This window comes from Sporolactobacillus shoreicorticis, assembly GCF_024125445.1.
Lineage (GTDB): Bacteria > Bacillota > Bacilli > Bacillales > Sporolactobacillaceae > Sporolactobacillus > Sporolactobacillus shoreicorticis.
On record NZ_JAMXWM010000031.1, the window covers coordinates 14,235 to 26,250 of the forward strand.

Below are 12,016 nucleotides of genomic sequence, written 5' to 3' on the forward strand. Positions count from 1 at the left end.
ATGATCAATCGTGTGGTTTTGGTTGGCAGACTGACCAAGGATCCGGAATTAAAGTACACGCCCAATGGAAATGCAACCTGCAGCTTCACGTTAGCTGTCAATCGAAATTTCAAGGGTGCCAATGGCGAGCAGGAAGCAGACTTCATTCCCATTGTCGTGTGGCGGAAACAAGCAGAGAATGCGGCGAACTTCCTGCAAAAAGGAAGTCTGGCAGGTATTGATGGACGAATCCAAACAAGAAATTATGAAAATAACGAAGGTCGACGGGTTTATGTGACGGAAGTGATCGCCGATTCAGTTCAGTTCTTGGAGCCGAAAGGCACGCATTCTAGTGGTCAATCAACAAGCGGGGACAATCACAGCAGTGGCAATAGAAGTACCGGCACAAGCCAATCTCAGAGTGTTCCGGAGTTTGATGATCCGTTCGCAGGTGACAGCAAGCCTATTGATATTTCAGATGATGATCTGCCGTTCTAAAAGGAGGCGAACTTTATGGATCGCACAACCGGACGATTTGGCGATACGGAAGAAATGCTTAAATCCATTGAAGAAAAGTTGACGAAAACAGAAGAACTTCCATATTTAGCAAAAAGTTTGATCTATGAAGATGTTTGTTTTTCACTTCACTATTTATCCAACAAATATAAGGAATGTGGCTCACCCATTGAATTTCTAATGTTTATGAATTTACGAGGAACTCTCGATTTTATTAATGATTATTATGGGACTCAATTTTACCAACAGTTGCAAGCAAGGGTCAAAACGAACGGTCATAATTATCGGATTGATATTTTGGTGGCAGAGTCATTCCGAGAGAATGACAAGAATGCCACTCGCATTGCAATTGAATGCGATGGACATGATTTTCATGAAAAGACTAAGGAACAAGCACAGCATGACAAGCAAAGAGATAGATATCTGCAGATGGAAGGATTCAAAGTCATGAGATTTACAGGAAGCGAAATATATAATCACCCGTCAAAGTGTGCAACAGATGTAGGATCGATGATTGAATCTTTGATCGGTTCGTAAGGTGATTATGTTTTCAAAGGGGGGTGAGGGGCAATCAATGGCTACATCAAAGACTATCGGAAAGAGCTTGAGAGTGACATATGGCTGATGCCCCCTATCTATCATCGAACATGGCAGTACTTGAAATACAAAATGAATCACGCATCTCAGAAGATTCCAATGAGGGACGGTAGCTTCTTAGAAATTAAACCAGGACAGCATTTAACCTCGATTCGGAACATCGCAAAGGGCGTTGGCTATTATGAGCAATCAGTTTTTCACGAACCAAGTACAAAGACGATTCGACACATTTTAGAGTGGCTAGAGAAACAAGGCATGATTTCCAAAAACAATGGAAAGGGAAACAGACAGTACACACTAATATCCTTGTTGCAATGGGAAAAATACCAGTCGAACGAAGAAAAGGGAAACAGCAAGGACACAGCAGGGAAACAGCAAGTACCTATAAACAAGAATGATCAAGAAGGTCTTAAGAAAGATATTACTACCACCGCTGCTGATAATAGCGTGCGTGATGGAGAAGACGACGGGCTGCCTAGAACCGAAAGTGCTCAGCCGGCTCAAAATGAATTGAGTGGTCGGGGGCAAATATCGCAATCCTCCAAAAAAGCGTTACTTGATTACTATGTGCATTTACGTGGCAATGGATTTGGTTGGTCACCTAAAGATTTAAATGCGGCAGAGGAAATTCTAGTAAAAGTTCCGCTTGAAAAAGCGATGCAATGGCTAGAAGAAGTATTCAGAGACTACCGACCAAAACATTCTCGGGATCAGATCAACACCCTAGATTATTGTGTGGGAGGAATATTTGATCGATATGTCGCCGAACAAGAAAAAACGAACAAGCCTAAACAACAAAGAAAAAGAATGACAAACGGCAGATACTACGGGCAACACCAACACCAAGAGATCGTTCCCGAGTGGATGAACAAGCCCCAACAGGACAAGCCACCGGAGGATCCGGAAGAGGCCAAGCGGCGCGCTGAGTATCTGGAAAAGTATTTAAGCGAGATTTAGGAGGCGTAATGATGTTGCCATTAACCCGATTTGAAAAGGTGTTAAACCTCTTGCCTGACAAACATATGCATTGTGATAGCTGCAGTTTTGAATACAAAATTCATTGGGGTTCACGGCACCACTCAATCAAGCGATGGAACGGACCGTATTGCCCTCGATGCGGAAAGAGGCTGGGGAAATGACTGTTCTAGCAATTTTTATCTTTGCGCCGATTACGGTTTTCGGTCTAGCAACGTATGCCGCATATCGTAAGGGCTGCGAGTATGAGGATCAGCTGCAGAAAGAAGGGGAACATCATGGCAACCCACAAAATCAAGATCCTGCCTGAATATTTTCGGGCGGTAGCGGAAGGCAGGAAGCCTTTCGAGATCCGGAATAACGATCGGCATTACCATGAAGGCGACACCGTGGTACTGCAGGAATGGACAGGCAGACAGTACACGGGTTTTCAGATCAAGAAGCAGATCGGATTTGTAACGGATTTTGAACAGAAACCGGGCTATGTTGTGTTCGGACTGGTGTGAGGAGAGATCGAAAATGCGAGAGATAAAGTTCCGAATTTATGACAAGCAGGATGAGCAGATGATCGAATGGTCAGATTTATATCGGTACTATGGAATCCCGGAAGATTGGGATATGGAGGATCTCCTTAATGGTCAAGCAGATGATGAATATTCAGAAGTCATGCAATCCACTGGTTTGAAAGACAAGAACGGGCGGGAAATCTACGAAGGGGACATTCTCTATTACACCGTGTTTGACAGATTCGATCATGACCAGCAGTACAAAGGAATCGTCAAATGGAGCGATGATGATGCTCAATGGTTCTTGGCAAGTATTGATGGTTCTGATTTTCAAGGGCCGGACTTTCATCCATTGGGTTGGGTTTGGAGACAGGATGATGAACCAGAAATTATCGGAAATATCTATGAAAATCCCAATCTGCTGAAAGAAGGCGAAACAAATGGGTGAATACGCAGAAATGATGCTGGAAGGCGTCTTGTGTGAGCAGTGCGGCTGTCTGATCGACGGAGAAGAGACCGGATATCCCCGCAAGTGCGAGGATTGTGCCCAGAACATGAACGATATGAGACCTTGAAAATCAGGAAGGGAGCAAGAGCGATGAGTGAACAAAAGTATCCTGATATTTGCCCAGTAACTGGATTACCGTTTTTTATGGAAATCGAACATCCTGATCTTGGATGGGTGCCAACATATGGTGGCCCCTTCGACAGCTATACGATTCCAGTTCCTGACGATGATGGGGATGGATATTACAGAGAACGCTACGATCATGATGTCGGTGGATGGAGTGATACTGAATGGATTGGTGGGGGTGAGAGCGATGAGTGAATCATACGTTTTAAATGAAAAAGTAGCCGTAGATACGCTGGAAAGATTGAATAATACAGGTGAATGTACGTTATCAGAATGCTTATATAGAGCATTGGGTACTACACCCACATCTGATGATCTTGACCAAGCAAGCGATTTTATCACAGCCCTAAAAAGCGGCAAGAAGATTGTCAATCCGCTGTCAGCGAGGGAAGAATTAAAAGATGAATTAAAAAAATTTTATCAGTTATCAGATATGCAAACTGGGTACAGAAAAGGAATACATGAAGCGGTAAGAATCATCGCCAAAGAGCATCCTGATGTTGCGGATTGGCTAGGTGATCAGGATGCCTGATCAATTGAAAGAAGTAAAAGTTCGCTGGGGAATAAAAAGTTTTGGAATGGTCAAACCGGAATGGGTTCATATTTATTCTCCGCTGGCATCCACGGATATGGAATGGCTCATCTCCGAAGTCGAACGACTAAGAAAAGTTATCGATACTTTGGAAAAACGCATTGACATTAATAATACTGCGATACGAGACATCGTAGATGAAAGCGAATTGGAAATGATTCGGCGAAATATAGCACTCTATGAGAAGGCGGTGTTCAAATGACTGATCGCTTGGAAGAAATCAAGAAGCGAAATGATCCTATTTTCGGCGGCCATTGGCATAGCCAAGAACTGCCGATCAGACAGGGCGATTATATCTGGCTAAGGGACGAAGTGGAACGGATGAGAGCGAATGAAGAACGTCTGAAAAATGAACTGAACAGCTACGAAGCTTTAATCGACATATTAAACCTGATTGCTCCGCGTGAAGTAGAAAAAGCGATTGATATTCGAGAGGAGGATAACTCATGACCACCTATGCGAACCGGGGCATGTAATTCGAGGAAGAGATTGAATCTAGTAATCGCTCTTATTTGCTTAAGAAAATGGCCGTCGTACAGAAAGTTGCTACACCACTGAAAAAGACGAAGAATAGCGCGTTCTATAGCGAAAAGAGCACAGTAGACTTTATCGGCTGCCTGAACGGGCGAGGGTTGGCCTTTGACGCAAAGGAAACTAAACGTCCAAGCCTACCACTGGCAAACGTGCATGAGCATCAGACACGCTATTTGATGCGTTACCGGGACTGTGGCGGACATGCCTTTTTGCTCGTGCGATTTATCAAGCAAAACGAGACTTTTATTCTACCAATCAAGGAATTTAAGAAATTTGTTGATGCGGTGCCGAACGGCGGGCGGAAGTCAATACCGTACGGGTGGTTTGTTGAAAATTGTGTCACGGTATGGAGTCGGAACGGGATTGTGTTGGATTATTTGCTGCCAATCAGAACAGGGAAGGTGACGGCATGAAGGAATCGGAGCTCTACAAATTTTGCCAAGATAAAGAAATCAACCGGCGCTCAAACTGATTGATCGATACGACCGACCGGACGTCCTGATCTATGCGGACCCGCCTTACATTTTGAGCACACGGACCAAAAGACATTATGCACATGAAATGAAGCTGCAGGATCATATCGAACTCATTGATCGCTTGCGAACATTTCGGGGGGCGGTTCTTTTAAGCGGCTATCATCATCTGCTCTATGACCAGCTGGTTTCAGATGGCTGGAAAATGGAAGAATTCGAAGCTAAAGCAGAAGCCGGGGCGAAACGAACTGAAGTTTTGTGGATTAACCCGGTGGCAGCGCGGACGGGATTTTATCAGGAATCGTTGTTTTGAAAGGAGATTAGCAGATTGCCAGTTAAGCAGCTTGATTTATTTCGTGAAATTATAGTCGACAACTTCGCCGGCGGAGGTGGGGCATCGACAGGTATAGAGTTGGCAACGGGTTTGAACGTAGATATTGCGATCAATCACGATCCCGATGCTATTGCAATGCACAAGGCAAACCATCCCGAAACTAAGCATTACTGTGAGAGCGTTTGGGACGTTGATCCTAAGAAAGCATGCGAGGGACGACCTGTTGGATTGTGTTGGCTTAGCCCTGATTGCAAGCATTTCAGCAAGGCGAAAGGTGGAAAACCGGTAAGTAAAAACATTCGCGGGCTTGCTTGGATCGCAATAAAGTGGGCAATATCGGTAAAACCTCGGGTAATCATGCTCGAAAATGTTGAGGAGTTTAAGACATGGGGTCCGTTGATGTTTAACTCAAAAAATCAGTGGGTTCCCGATCCGTCAAAGAAAGGTATGACCTTTAAGTCATTCGTGAAGGCACTTCGATCGCTTGGTTATCAAGTTGATTATAAAGAATTGAGAGCGTGCGATTATGGGGCGCCAACGAGCAGGAAACGATTTTTCTTGGTTGCTCGACGTGACGGAAAACCGATTACGTGGCCGGAAGCGACACACGCAGATCCGCGAGAATTAACGGTTCAAGTTGGTATAAAAAAGCCATGGCGGACAGCGGCAGAGGTCATTGATTGGTCGGTACCTTGCAAGAGCATTTTCAAACGAAAAAAGCCATTGGTTGAAAATACGATGATTCGGATTGCGAAAGGAATTGAGAAATTTATTATTAATAATCCTGAACCTTTTGTGATCAAAGATGATCGAGTGATGGCATCGTTTATTAGCCAATATCACAGTTACGACAGCGAAGCGCGTGGGCAGACGCTAGATCGTCCGCTTTTGACGGTAGACACATCAAACCGATATGCACTGACCTGTGCGTTTCTCACAAAATTCTATAAAACGGGAATTGGTTCGGATATTCGCCAGCCAATGCCAACTATAACGGCAAGAGCACAGCATATCGGAGCGGTTCAAGCGTTTCTAGTCAAATATTATGGGCAGAGCGTTGGACAAGCCATGACTGATCCGTTAGGGACTGTGACATCACATGATCGTTTCGGACTTGTTCAGATTTATGGAGAGCCATACAAAATTATAGACGTAGGCATGCGGATGCTTCAGCCGCGCGAGTTATTTGATGCACAGGGTTTTCCCCACAATTATGTGATTGATCATGACTTTGAGGGAAAGACGTATACGAAAAGCAAGCAGGTTGCGCGATGTGGCAATGCTGTTCCTCCACAATTTGTGGAAGCTTTGGTTAGATCAAACATGCCAGAACTGTGCGTTAAGAAATACAAGTGGGCTGTGGCAGAGTAGACAGCTAAGACGAAGGAAGGGATGGACATATGGCACATTATAAATTGGAATTTTGCTTTCCAAAGCAACCAAAAATAATCTTAAAAGCTTTTGTTTCTGCCAAAAACGAAAAGAAAGCAAAGGAAAAATTTGAAAAGGATTATCCCAATTTAATCGGCTGTGAGATTTTAGAAACGAAAATATGCAAGAATAACTAACTTCATAGTTCGACCCAAAAATGAAGGAGAGAATAACATGAAAAACACAATAATTTTAGACATTGTAAAGGTGAATAGCGCAGTTGCAATTGCTAAGTTTCTCGATGAAAGACTTGGACACACGGATATTGACAAGATTGACGATATGCAGGAAATGGTGCAGGACATCAGTGATGGCTATGTACGATTTATGTATGCCGATGAACCATATGAACAGAACATTGAAATTTATATCGACAAGAACGGAAAACAAATTGTTCTGCAAAGTAACGATCCCGAAGCTATGATTTCCGTATATGAAGAACTATGCAAAATGGATTGGGGTTGGATTGAAGTCTAATTCGCAGTACGACACTACTGTTACATTCCTGATTGCCAAGCGATGATGATAAATGTCGTCCATAGGATATCAACGAAGCATGCAATTACGCCTATGACTTGTGCAAATAAGATTATTACATTTGCTTTTTCAATCGATTTTCTATCAATCAAGTGATGAACAAATACAAGGATGAGAGTCAAAACAGAAAAGAAATAAGATAACACAGCTCCAACCCAGTACCAAAACATGCTATTCGACTGGTGATCCATCCATTGAAATTTATAGCCAAAATAACAAGCTACAATGGCAGATATTGCAATGAGTAAGATCATTATTAAATGCTTTTTCATTTGCTGCCACCCTTTACTTTATAAAAAAATCGGGATCTCTCCCGAATATCCGATACCTCATTTTACCATATCGGAGGGATTACCGTGAGATTAAGAGAATTAAAAATAGATATGCAAGACTTAAGTGTCACGAAGAAAATGGAACAAGGAAAAGTGCTAATTGTGATTCTGGATGGCGTGCAGGGAAAAGCGAAAGTGACGGAAGCTGTTGAGCATGGCTTTACAATTATAGAGACAGCAAAGGGAAAAGTTGCTAAAATTAAGTATGATGATGGTGAACTGTTTTAGAATCAAACCACATGGGAGGATTTTAGTTTGGAATTAGCGATTTCGCTTGCTGTGCTCCTGTTGCTATTGAACTTTTTACAGTCAAGAGAGACCAGAAAGCTTAAAGGGATGGTTACCTTTGATGAGGTTGCTTTGAAAAAAGAAGCCGAGTCGCTTTTAAAAACAGACGATAAAGTGGCAACGATTAAAAAACTTCGAGAAAAGCATTATCCATTAAGCTTGGTTCAAGCAAAAAATATAGTTGATCAAGCAGAACATCAATAAAAATACTTGTCCAAGATAGGAAAGCCTGAGGACGCTGAAATGACGGTTTACGCCGTTGTTTCTGCGTCCTCTTTTTATTTGCTCAAAAGGGGGGCATTTTCATGAATCGTTCCGAAAATAACAGAAAACGAACCAATGTAGAGAATAATCGTTCACGAAAACAGGGGTATCGTTCTGAAAATCTGTCGCGGCGGACGCTTGAGAATCTGATGGGTGTAGATCAACCAATCTTTGAGCGGCATAATCACGCCGTGAGAAGAAAGGGGCGGTAAGATGACGAAAGCAACAGAACTTCTGCCATTAAGAATGTATCACGATCTCTGCGGCGAAATTGACTGCCTTTATTTGCGGATTCATCAGCTAGAGATTGAGAGGAAGTATTACTGGAAAATGGGTACCCGAGCGTTTAAAGCACCGATGCCCTTTGATCGAGCGTTAGAATATATTTATGAAATTGATGCCGTATTAAACCCGCTTTACAAGGTATTGGAAGATAAAGAGTATGTGAAAAAACGGCTTGAGACCAAAATCAGCGAACTTGAAGGCGTTGATTATAAAGTGGCAATCATGCAGATTCAGGGCAAGTCACTTGTCGAGATTGCAGACAAATTGGGGTACAGTTACGTTTGGGTCAAGAAGATCAACGCAAAAATTAGTAATCGGTTGTATAAAAAAGCTGTGAAAGATGCGAACGGATGAAAGAGTATACCAAGAGTATACTGCGCTATTGATTAATCCGTGCTATGCTTGTACCATGGAAGGCAGGTCGGAGAGTTGAAGCCCTCCGGCCAGAACAGAAGACGTTGCGCCCCGTTGGGGCTTGAATAAATACGAACAGAGGCATCCGTGCGGTGCTTTTTATTTTGTGGAGAAGTGGGCGTTTGATAATGAAAATAAAAATTGGTGATTGGGTTGGTGTGGCATTTGAAAGAGATAAAATCATTGGCTATATCATTCATGACGATTCCACAAGAAAAAAATGCACTGTTAAAGTTACCAAAAGTGATAGCCACGGACGAACACAGTGTCTAAACATCGATTACGACAAAATCTGTGCACATACTTACGCTGGGCCGTCGCCTGACGATATTGGAAGTTTAATTGACTTGGCACTTCAGACACGGGATAAAGAATGGTTTGATGAACTAATTCGCGAATTTCATTCATGGGTTCCGGCATGGAAAGTCTTGCAGAAAAATTAATAATTGCAGGAATATTGTCCTGTTTTGAGGAATATATTGGTATTATGCAGAATGGGAGATGGGAAAATGGATGAGCTTATTAAAAAAGGGGACATATTTATTGCTGACCTTGACCCTTATATCGGTAGTGAGCAAGGCGGAAAAAGACCAGTATTAATTGTTCAGAATAACATTGGTAATAAATTTGGCCCAACTGTAATTATTGCACCAATCACCGAACAGGATAAAAGAAATCTACCTGTTCATTTATATCTAAAAAAGGGGAAATATGATTTAAAAGAAGATTCAATAGCATTATTTGAACAAATCAGGACAATAGATAAACAGAGATTAGAAAGTAAAATTGATCACCTTGATGATGAAGATCTAAATGATGTAGATGAAAAAGTATTAAAAAGTTTTGGAATAGAAAAGTAAACCGTTATATTATTGGGCACTCCTTCGGGGGGATTGTTATTTGAAGGAATCAGGATGGACTGTCTTGCCTCGCGGAATAAATAAGGCTTCTATTCTACAAAAAGGGGTGTGTAATGTGCAAGAAGATGAGATACCTAAGACATTAGAAGAGGGTTCGGTTTATACCGAAAGACAAGTAAAATCTTATTTAAAAGAACACAAGGACAGCTTTGTTTTATCTGAACTGAGGGAATTGGATTCATTTGGAGCAATAAGCAATGTAACAAGAAGAGTAAAAGTTATATCAATAAGAGAACAATATGTTCATCGTTATGGATCCGGATTTAATGGATATTTAGTACCGAACGAAAAAACAACATTAATTGAAATTGAAAGTACATATTGAGATGAGCACCCATTGCGGTGCTTTTTCTTTTGCACAAAACAAACAAACCACAACCAGGAGGTGAGGTGTCGTGAGTGAATGACAACAAAGACAAGGCTTACCGTGATTATCAATCCGGCATGAAATACAAAGACATTGCCGAAAAATATGGCGTCTCGCTGAACACCGTCAAGTCGTGGAAGAAGCGATACAAGTGGATTAGAGAAAAGGGTGCACACAAAAAAGAAAGGGTGCACACAAAAGGCGCACCGATTGGCAATCAGAATGCATCCGGTCACGGCGCCCCTGCTGGCAATCAGAACGCAACCAAGTTCGGTTTTTTCTCGAAATATTTGCCGGCAGAATCATTAGAGATCATGCAGGAAATTAACGCTGCCGATCCTGCCGATCTATTGTGGGATCAGATCATGATCCAATATACAGCGATCATCCGAGCGCAGAAGATCATGATGGTGCAAGATCATAACGACACAACGAAGATGCAAAATATGTACCTTCATATTAAATCTAAGAAGGAAACAAAGACCACGACAACGGAATCCAGTACAGATCAAGAAGGTTATTTAATTCAGTTCGCTTGGGATAAACAGGCGAACTTTTTAAATGCCCAGAGTAGGGCAATGGGTGAGCTGCGGGCCCTGATTAAACAGTTTGTTGCGATTGCTGACGAGCAGGACGAGCGGCGAAAGAAGCTCGAATTGATGCAGGCTCATATTGATAATATCAAGTCAGATATTAGGCGCAAGGACAACACGCCGGATAAACCGGATATTTCATCTTACATTGATGCACTAAAAGGCAAGGCATCGGAAGTGTGGAACCATGAAGAAGAATAAGGGGTTCCAATTTAAACCGTTCTCTGATCAACAAATCAAGCTTTTGACTTGGTGGCTGCCCGGTGTAAGTCCTTATGCTGATTATGACGGCATAATTGCTGAAGGTTCTATCCGTGCCGGAAAAACAATTGCGATGATTGATTCTTTTTTGACATGGTCATTAGAAACTTTCGATGGTGAGAGTTTTATCCTTGGTGGCAAGACGATGGGGGCTTTGAAACGTAACGTCCTAAATCCGCTATTTCAGATTCTTGTTGCTAAGGGTATCGCCTATAAATACATCCGTTCTGATGATCCTCATGTTGAGATTGGCAACAATATCTATTATTTATTTGGTGGCGATAACGAGAAATCTCAGGACAAGGTTCAAGGGCTGACTGCTGCCGGTGCTTATTTGGATGAAGCGGCTCTTATGCCCAAATCATTTGTAGACCAGGTTATGGGCCGGTGCTCAGTTGATGGAGCAAAATATTTTTTTAACTGTAACCCAGGTCATCCGAAACACTGGCTCAAGGTTGAGATCATTGATCATGCAAAGGAAAAGAACTTTCTGGTTCTGCATTTTACAATGGATGACAACTTAACACTTTCCAAGAAAGTCAAAGAGCGTCTGAAACGCATGTTTTCAGGCGTCTTTTATTTACGCTATATTCTCGGTCAGTGGGTTGTGGCCGAAGGTCTCGTCTATGACATGTTCAAAGAAAAAGAACACGTCATCAGCCATGATAAAGTCCAGAAGATGCTTGACGACCATGAATTTTATCGGTTTATTGGTGGCGTTGACTGGGGCTATCGAGATCCAATGGTTGGCGGTGTTTACGGGCTTCCTCGTGGGAAAGTAAAGGCGATTAAGATCGCTGAATTCTATAAGACGAAGCAGCACACCGAGGATTTAGCAAAATGGTTTATTGAATGGCAAAAGAAACTGGGAACAACTTTGAAAGTTATTTATTGTGACAGCGCTGAGCAGGACCGTATTGATACGTTGCGTCTTTGGAAGTTGCACGCTAGGAATGCGGATAAAGAAATCGGTGCTGGGCTGAATACAGTCATGACGATGATTCAGAACGGTGAGTATCTCATTTGTGAGGATTGCAAAGAAACCATAAATGAGATGCTTATTTATTCTTATCCTGGACCGGATGATCCAGCTGCAAAAAAAGATCAACCGCTAGATGAAAATAACCATGCGATGGACGAATCGCGTTATGTATTACACTCCTATTTCAGAAAAAGAAAGTAGG

The 12,016-nt window shown here is 42.3% G+C and carries 25 protein-coding genes; 24 read left to right on the forward strand and 1 reads right to left on the reverse strand.

Features of this window, described 5'->3' with window-relative positions; all coding sequences use genetic code 11:
• From ssb to NIE88_RS18755, 15 genes are all read left to right on the forward strand, one after another.
• On the forward strand, nucleotides 1-477 hold the full coding sequence (gene ssb, locus NIE88_RS18685; protein WP_253064599.1) for a single-stranded DNA-binding protein: 477 nt from the start codon (nucleotides 1-3) through the stop codon (nucleotides 475-477).
• 15 nt (nucleotides 478-492) lie between these two features.
• On the forward strand, nucleotides 493-1,032 hold the full coding sequence (locus NIE88_RS18690; protein ID WP_253064601.1) for an endonuclease domain-containing protein: 540 nt from the start codon (nucleotides 493-495) through the stop codon (nucleotides 1,030-1,032).
• 159 nt (nucleotides 1,033-1,191) lie between these two features.
• Nucleotides 1,192-2,049: a helix-turn-helix domain-containing protein gene (locus tag NIE88_RS18695; protein WP_253064603.1), complete on the forward strand. Its 858-nt coding sequence runs from the start codon at nucleotides 1,192-1,194 to the stop codon at nucleotides 2,047-2,049.
• A gap of 178 nt (nucleotides 2,050-2,227) precedes the next feature.
• Complete coding sequence (locus NIE88_RS18700; protein WP_253064605.1) at nucleotides 2,228-2,377, forward strand: hypothetical protein; 150 nt, start codon at nucleotides 2,228-2,230, stop codon at nucleotides 2,375-2,377.
• On the forward strand, nucleotides 2,346-2,573 hold the full coding sequence (locus NIE88_RS18705; RefSeq protein ID WP_290446594.1) for a DUF3850 domain-containing protein: 228 nt from the start codon (nucleotides 2,346-2,348) through the stop codon (nucleotides 2,571-2,573). The genes NIE88_RS18700 and NIE88_RS18705 overlap by 32 nt, the downstream gene beginning before the upstream one ends.
• 13 nt (nucleotides 2,574-2,586) lie before the next feature.
• Nucleotides 2,587-3,021 carry a YopX family phage-derived protein gene (locus NIE88_RS18710; RefSeq protein ID WP_253064607.1) on the forward strand — a complete coding sequence of 145 codons (435 nt, stop codon included), beginning with the start codon at nucleotides 2,587-2,589 and terminating at the stop codon, nucleotides 3,019-3,021.
• Between the two features lie 150 nt (nucleotides 3,022-3,171).
• On the forward strand, nucleotides 3,172-3,402 hold the full coding sequence (locus NIE88_RS18715) for a hypothetical protein (RefSeq protein ID WP_253064617.1): 231 nt from the start codon (nucleotides 3,172-3,174) through the stop codon (nucleotides 3,400-3,402).
• Complete coding sequence (locus NIE88_RS18720) at nucleotides 3,395-3,739, forward strand: hypothetical protein (RefSeq protein WP_253064619.1); 345 nt, start codon at nucleotides 3,395-3,397, stop codon at nucleotides 3,737-3,739. Before NIE88_RS18715 ends, NIE88_RS18720 begins: the two co-directional genes overlap by 8 nt.
• A gap of 4 nt (nucleotides 3,740-3,743) precedes the next feature.
• Nucleotides 3,744-4,001: a hypothetical protein gene (locus tag NIE88_RS18725; protein ID WP_253064621.1), complete on the forward strand. Its 258-nt coding sequence runs from the start codon at nucleotides 3,744-3,746 to the stop codon at nucleotides 3,999-4,001.
• Nucleotides 3,998-4,249, forward strand: a complete 252-nt coding sequence (locus NIE88_RS18730; RefSeq protein WP_253064623.1) for a hypothetical protein — start codon at nucleotides 3,998-4,000, stop codon at nucleotides 4,247-4,249. The genes NIE88_RS18725 and NIE88_RS18730 overlap by 4 nt, the downstream gene beginning before the upstream one ends.
• A 38-nt stretch (nucleotides 4,250-4,287) precedes the next feature.
• Nucleotides 4,288-4,746, forward strand: a complete 459-nt coding sequence (locus NIE88_RS18735) for a Holliday junction resolvase RecU (protein ID WP_309247059.1) — start codon at nucleotides 4,288-4,290, stop codon at nucleotides 4,744-4,746.
• Nucleotides 4,747-4,858: 112 nt separating this feature from the next.
• Nucleotides 4,859-5,119: a hypothetical protein gene (locus NIE88_RS18740; protein WP_253064633.1), complete on the forward strand. Its 261-nt coding sequence runs from the start codon at nucleotides 4,859-4,861 to the stop codon at nucleotides 5,117-5,119.
• Between the two features lie 15 nt (nucleotides 5,120-5,134).
• A complete protein-coding gene (locus NIE88_RS18745) occupies nucleotides 5,135-6,511 on the forward strand; it encodes a DNA cytosine methyltransferase (RefSeq protein WP_253064635.1) in 1,377 nt (458 codons plus the stop codon).
• A gap of 29 nt (nucleotides 6,512-6,540) precedes the next feature.
• A complete protein-coding gene (locus tag NIE88_RS18750; protein ID WP_253064637.1) occupies nucleotides 6,541-6,708 on the forward strand; it encodes a hypothetical protein in 168 nt (55 codons plus the stop codon).
• 37 nt (nucleotides 6,709-6,745) lie between these two features.
• The gene (locus NIE88_RS18755) at nucleotides 6,746-7,048 is read left to right on the forward strand and encodes a hypothetical protein (protein ID WP_253064639.1); all 303 of its coding nucleotides are present in this window, start codon (nucleotides 6,746-6,748) and stop codon (nucleotides 7,046-7,048) included.
• Between the two features lie 20 nt (nucleotides 7,049-7,068).
• Here the strand turns inward: NIE88_RS18755 and NIE88_RS18760 are convergent, their stop codons facing one another.
• A complete protein-coding gene (locus tag NIE88_RS18760; protein WP_253064641.1) occupies nucleotides 7,069-7,380 on the reverse strand; it encodes a hypothetical protein in 312 nt (103 codons plus the stop codon).
• A gap of 84 nt (nucleotides 7,381-7,464) precedes the next feature.
• Between NIE88_RS18760 and NIE88_RS18765 the strand changes: the two genes are divergently transcribed.
• The 9 genes from NIE88_RS18765 to NIE88_RS18805 all read left to right on the forward strand — a co-directional run bounded on the left by NIE88_RS18765 (nucleotide 7,465) and on the right by NIE88_RS18805 (nucleotide 12,015).
• The gene (locus NIE88_RS18765) at nucleotides 7,465-7,668 is read left to right on the forward strand and encodes an XtrA/YqaO family protein (protein WP_309247057.1); all 204 of its coding nucleotides are present in this window, start codon (nucleotides 7,465-7,467) and stop codon (nucleotides 7,666-7,668) included.
• A gap of 27 nt (nucleotides 7,669-7,695) precedes the next feature.
• Nucleotides 7,696-7,932: a hypothetical protein gene (locus NIE88_RS18770; RefSeq protein ID WP_253064643.1), complete on the forward strand. Its 237-nt coding sequence runs from the start codon at nucleotides 7,696-7,698 to the stop codon at nucleotides 7,930-7,932.
• 101 nt (nucleotides 7,933-8,033) lie between these two features.
• Nucleotides 8,034-8,204: a hypothetical protein gene (locus NIE88_RS18775; protein WP_253064645.1), complete on the forward strand. Its 171-nt coding sequence runs from the start codon at nucleotides 8,034-8,036 to the stop codon at nucleotides 8,202-8,204.
• 1 nt (nucleotide 8,205) lies between these two features.
• A complete protein-coding gene (locus NIE88_RS18780) occupies nucleotides 8,206-8,631 on the forward strand; it encodes a hypothetical protein (protein ID WP_253064647.1) in 426 nt (141 codons plus the stop codon).
• A gap of 188 nt (nucleotides 8,632-8,819) precedes the next feature.
• On the forward strand, nucleotides 8,820-9,134 hold the full coding sequence (locus NIE88_RS18785; RefSeq protein WP_253064649.1) for an IDEAL domain-containing protein: 315 nt from the start codon (nucleotides 8,820-8,822) through the stop codon (nucleotides 9,132-9,134).
• Nucleotides 9,135-9,200: 66 nt separating this feature from the next.
• Complete coding sequence (locus tag NIE88_RS18790; RefSeq protein ID WP_253064651.1) at nucleotides 9,201-9,551, forward strand: type II toxin-antitoxin system PemK/MazF family toxin; 351 nt, start codon at nucleotides 9,201-9,203, stop codon at nucleotides 9,549-9,551.
• A gap of 40 nt (nucleotides 9,552-9,591) precedes the next feature.
• Entirely contained in the window at nucleotides 9,592-9,936 is a 345-nt protein-coding gene (locus NIE88_RS18795; RefSeq protein ID WP_253064653.1) for a hypothetical protein, read from the forward strand.
• A 119-nt stretch (nucleotides 9,937-10,055) separates the two neighbouring features.
• A complete protein-coding gene (gene terS / locus NIE88_RS18800) occupies nucleotides 10,056-10,772 on the forward strand; it encodes a phage terminase small subunit (protein WP_253064781.1) in 717 nt (238 codons plus the stop codon).
• On the forward strand, nucleotides 10,759-12,015 hold the full coding sequence (locus tag NIE88_RS18805; RefSeq protein ID WP_253064664.1) for a PBSX family phage terminase large subunit: 1,257 nt from the start codon (nucleotides 10,759-10,761) through the stop codon (nucleotides 12,013-12,015). The genes terS and NIE88_RS18805 overlap by 14 nt, the downstream gene beginning before the upstream one ends.
• Nucleotide 12,016: the final 1 nt, after the last annotated feature.

Bases quoted from the DNA above. Each gene is read 5' to 3' on its own strand.
- ssb (WP_253064599.1), top strand. From the start codon at position 1: ATGATCAATCGTGTGGTTTTGGTTGGCAGACTGACCAAGGATCCGGAA.
- NIE88_RS18690 (WP_253064601.1), top strand. From the start codon at position 493: ATGGATCGCACAACCGGACGATTTGGCGATACGGAAGAAATGCTTAAA.
- NIE88_RS18695 (WP_253064603.1), top strand. From the start codon at position 1,192: ATGAGGGACGGTAGCTTCTTAGAAATTAAACCAGGACAGCATTTAACC.
- NIE88_RS18700 (WP_253064605.1), top strand. From the start codon at position 2,228: ATGACTGTTCTAGCAATTTTTATCTTTGCGCCGATTACGGTTTTCGGT.
- NIE88_RS18705 (WP_290446594.1), top strand. From the start codon at position 2,346: ATGGCAACCCACAAAATCAAGATCCTGCCTGAATATTTTCGGGCGGTA.
- NIE88_RS18710 (WP_253064607.1), top strand. From the start codon at position 2,587: ATGCGAGAGATAAAGTTCCGAATTTATGACAAGCAGGATGAGCAGATG.
- NIE88_RS18715 (WP_253064617.1), top strand. From the start codon at position 3,172: ATGAGTGAACAAAAGTATCCTGATATTTGCCCAGTAACTGGATTACCG.
- NIE88_RS18720 (WP_253064619.1), top strand. From the start codon at position 3,395: ATGAGTGAATCATACGTTTTAAATGAAAAAGTAGCCGTAGATACGCTG.
- NIE88_RS18730 (WP_253064623.1), top strand. From the start codon at position 3,998: ATGACTGATCGCTTGGAAGAAATCAAGAAGCGAAATGATCCTATTTTC.
- NIE88_RS18750 (WP_253064637.1), top strand. From the start codon at position 6,541: ATGGCACATTATAAATTGGAATTTTGCTTTCCAAAGCAACCAAAAATA.
- NIE88_RS18755 (WP_253064639.1), top strand. From the start codon at position 6,746: ATGAAAAACACAATAATTTTAGACATTGTAAAGGTGAATAGCGCAGTT.
- NIE88_RS18760 (WP_253064641.1), bottom strand. From the start codon at position 7,380: ATGAAAAAGCATTTAATAATGATCTTACTCATTGCAATATCTGCCATT.
- NIE88_RS18775 (WP_253064645.1), top strand. From the start codon at position 8,034: ATGAATCGTTCCGAAAATAACAGAAAACGAACCAATGTAGAGAATAAT.
- NIE88_RS18780 (WP_253064647.1), top strand. From the start codon at position 8,206: ATGACGAAAGCAACAGAACTTCTGCCATTAAGAATGTATCACGATCTC.
- NIE88_RS18785 (WP_253064649.1), top strand. From the start codon at position 8,820: ATGAAAATAAAAATTGGTGATTGGGTTGGTGTGGCATTTGAAAGAGAT.
- NIE88_RS18790 (WP_253064651.1), top strand. From the start codon at position 9,201: ATGGATGAGCTTATTAAAAAAGGGGACATATTTATTGCTGACCTTGAC.
- terS (WP_253064781.1), top strand. From the start codon at position 10,056: ATGAAATACAAAGACATTGCCGAAAAATATGGCGTCTCGCTGAACACC.
- NIE88_RS18805 (WP_253064664.1), top strand. From the start codon at position 10,759: ATGAAGAAGAATAAGGGGTTCCAATTTAAACCGTTCTCTGATCAACAA.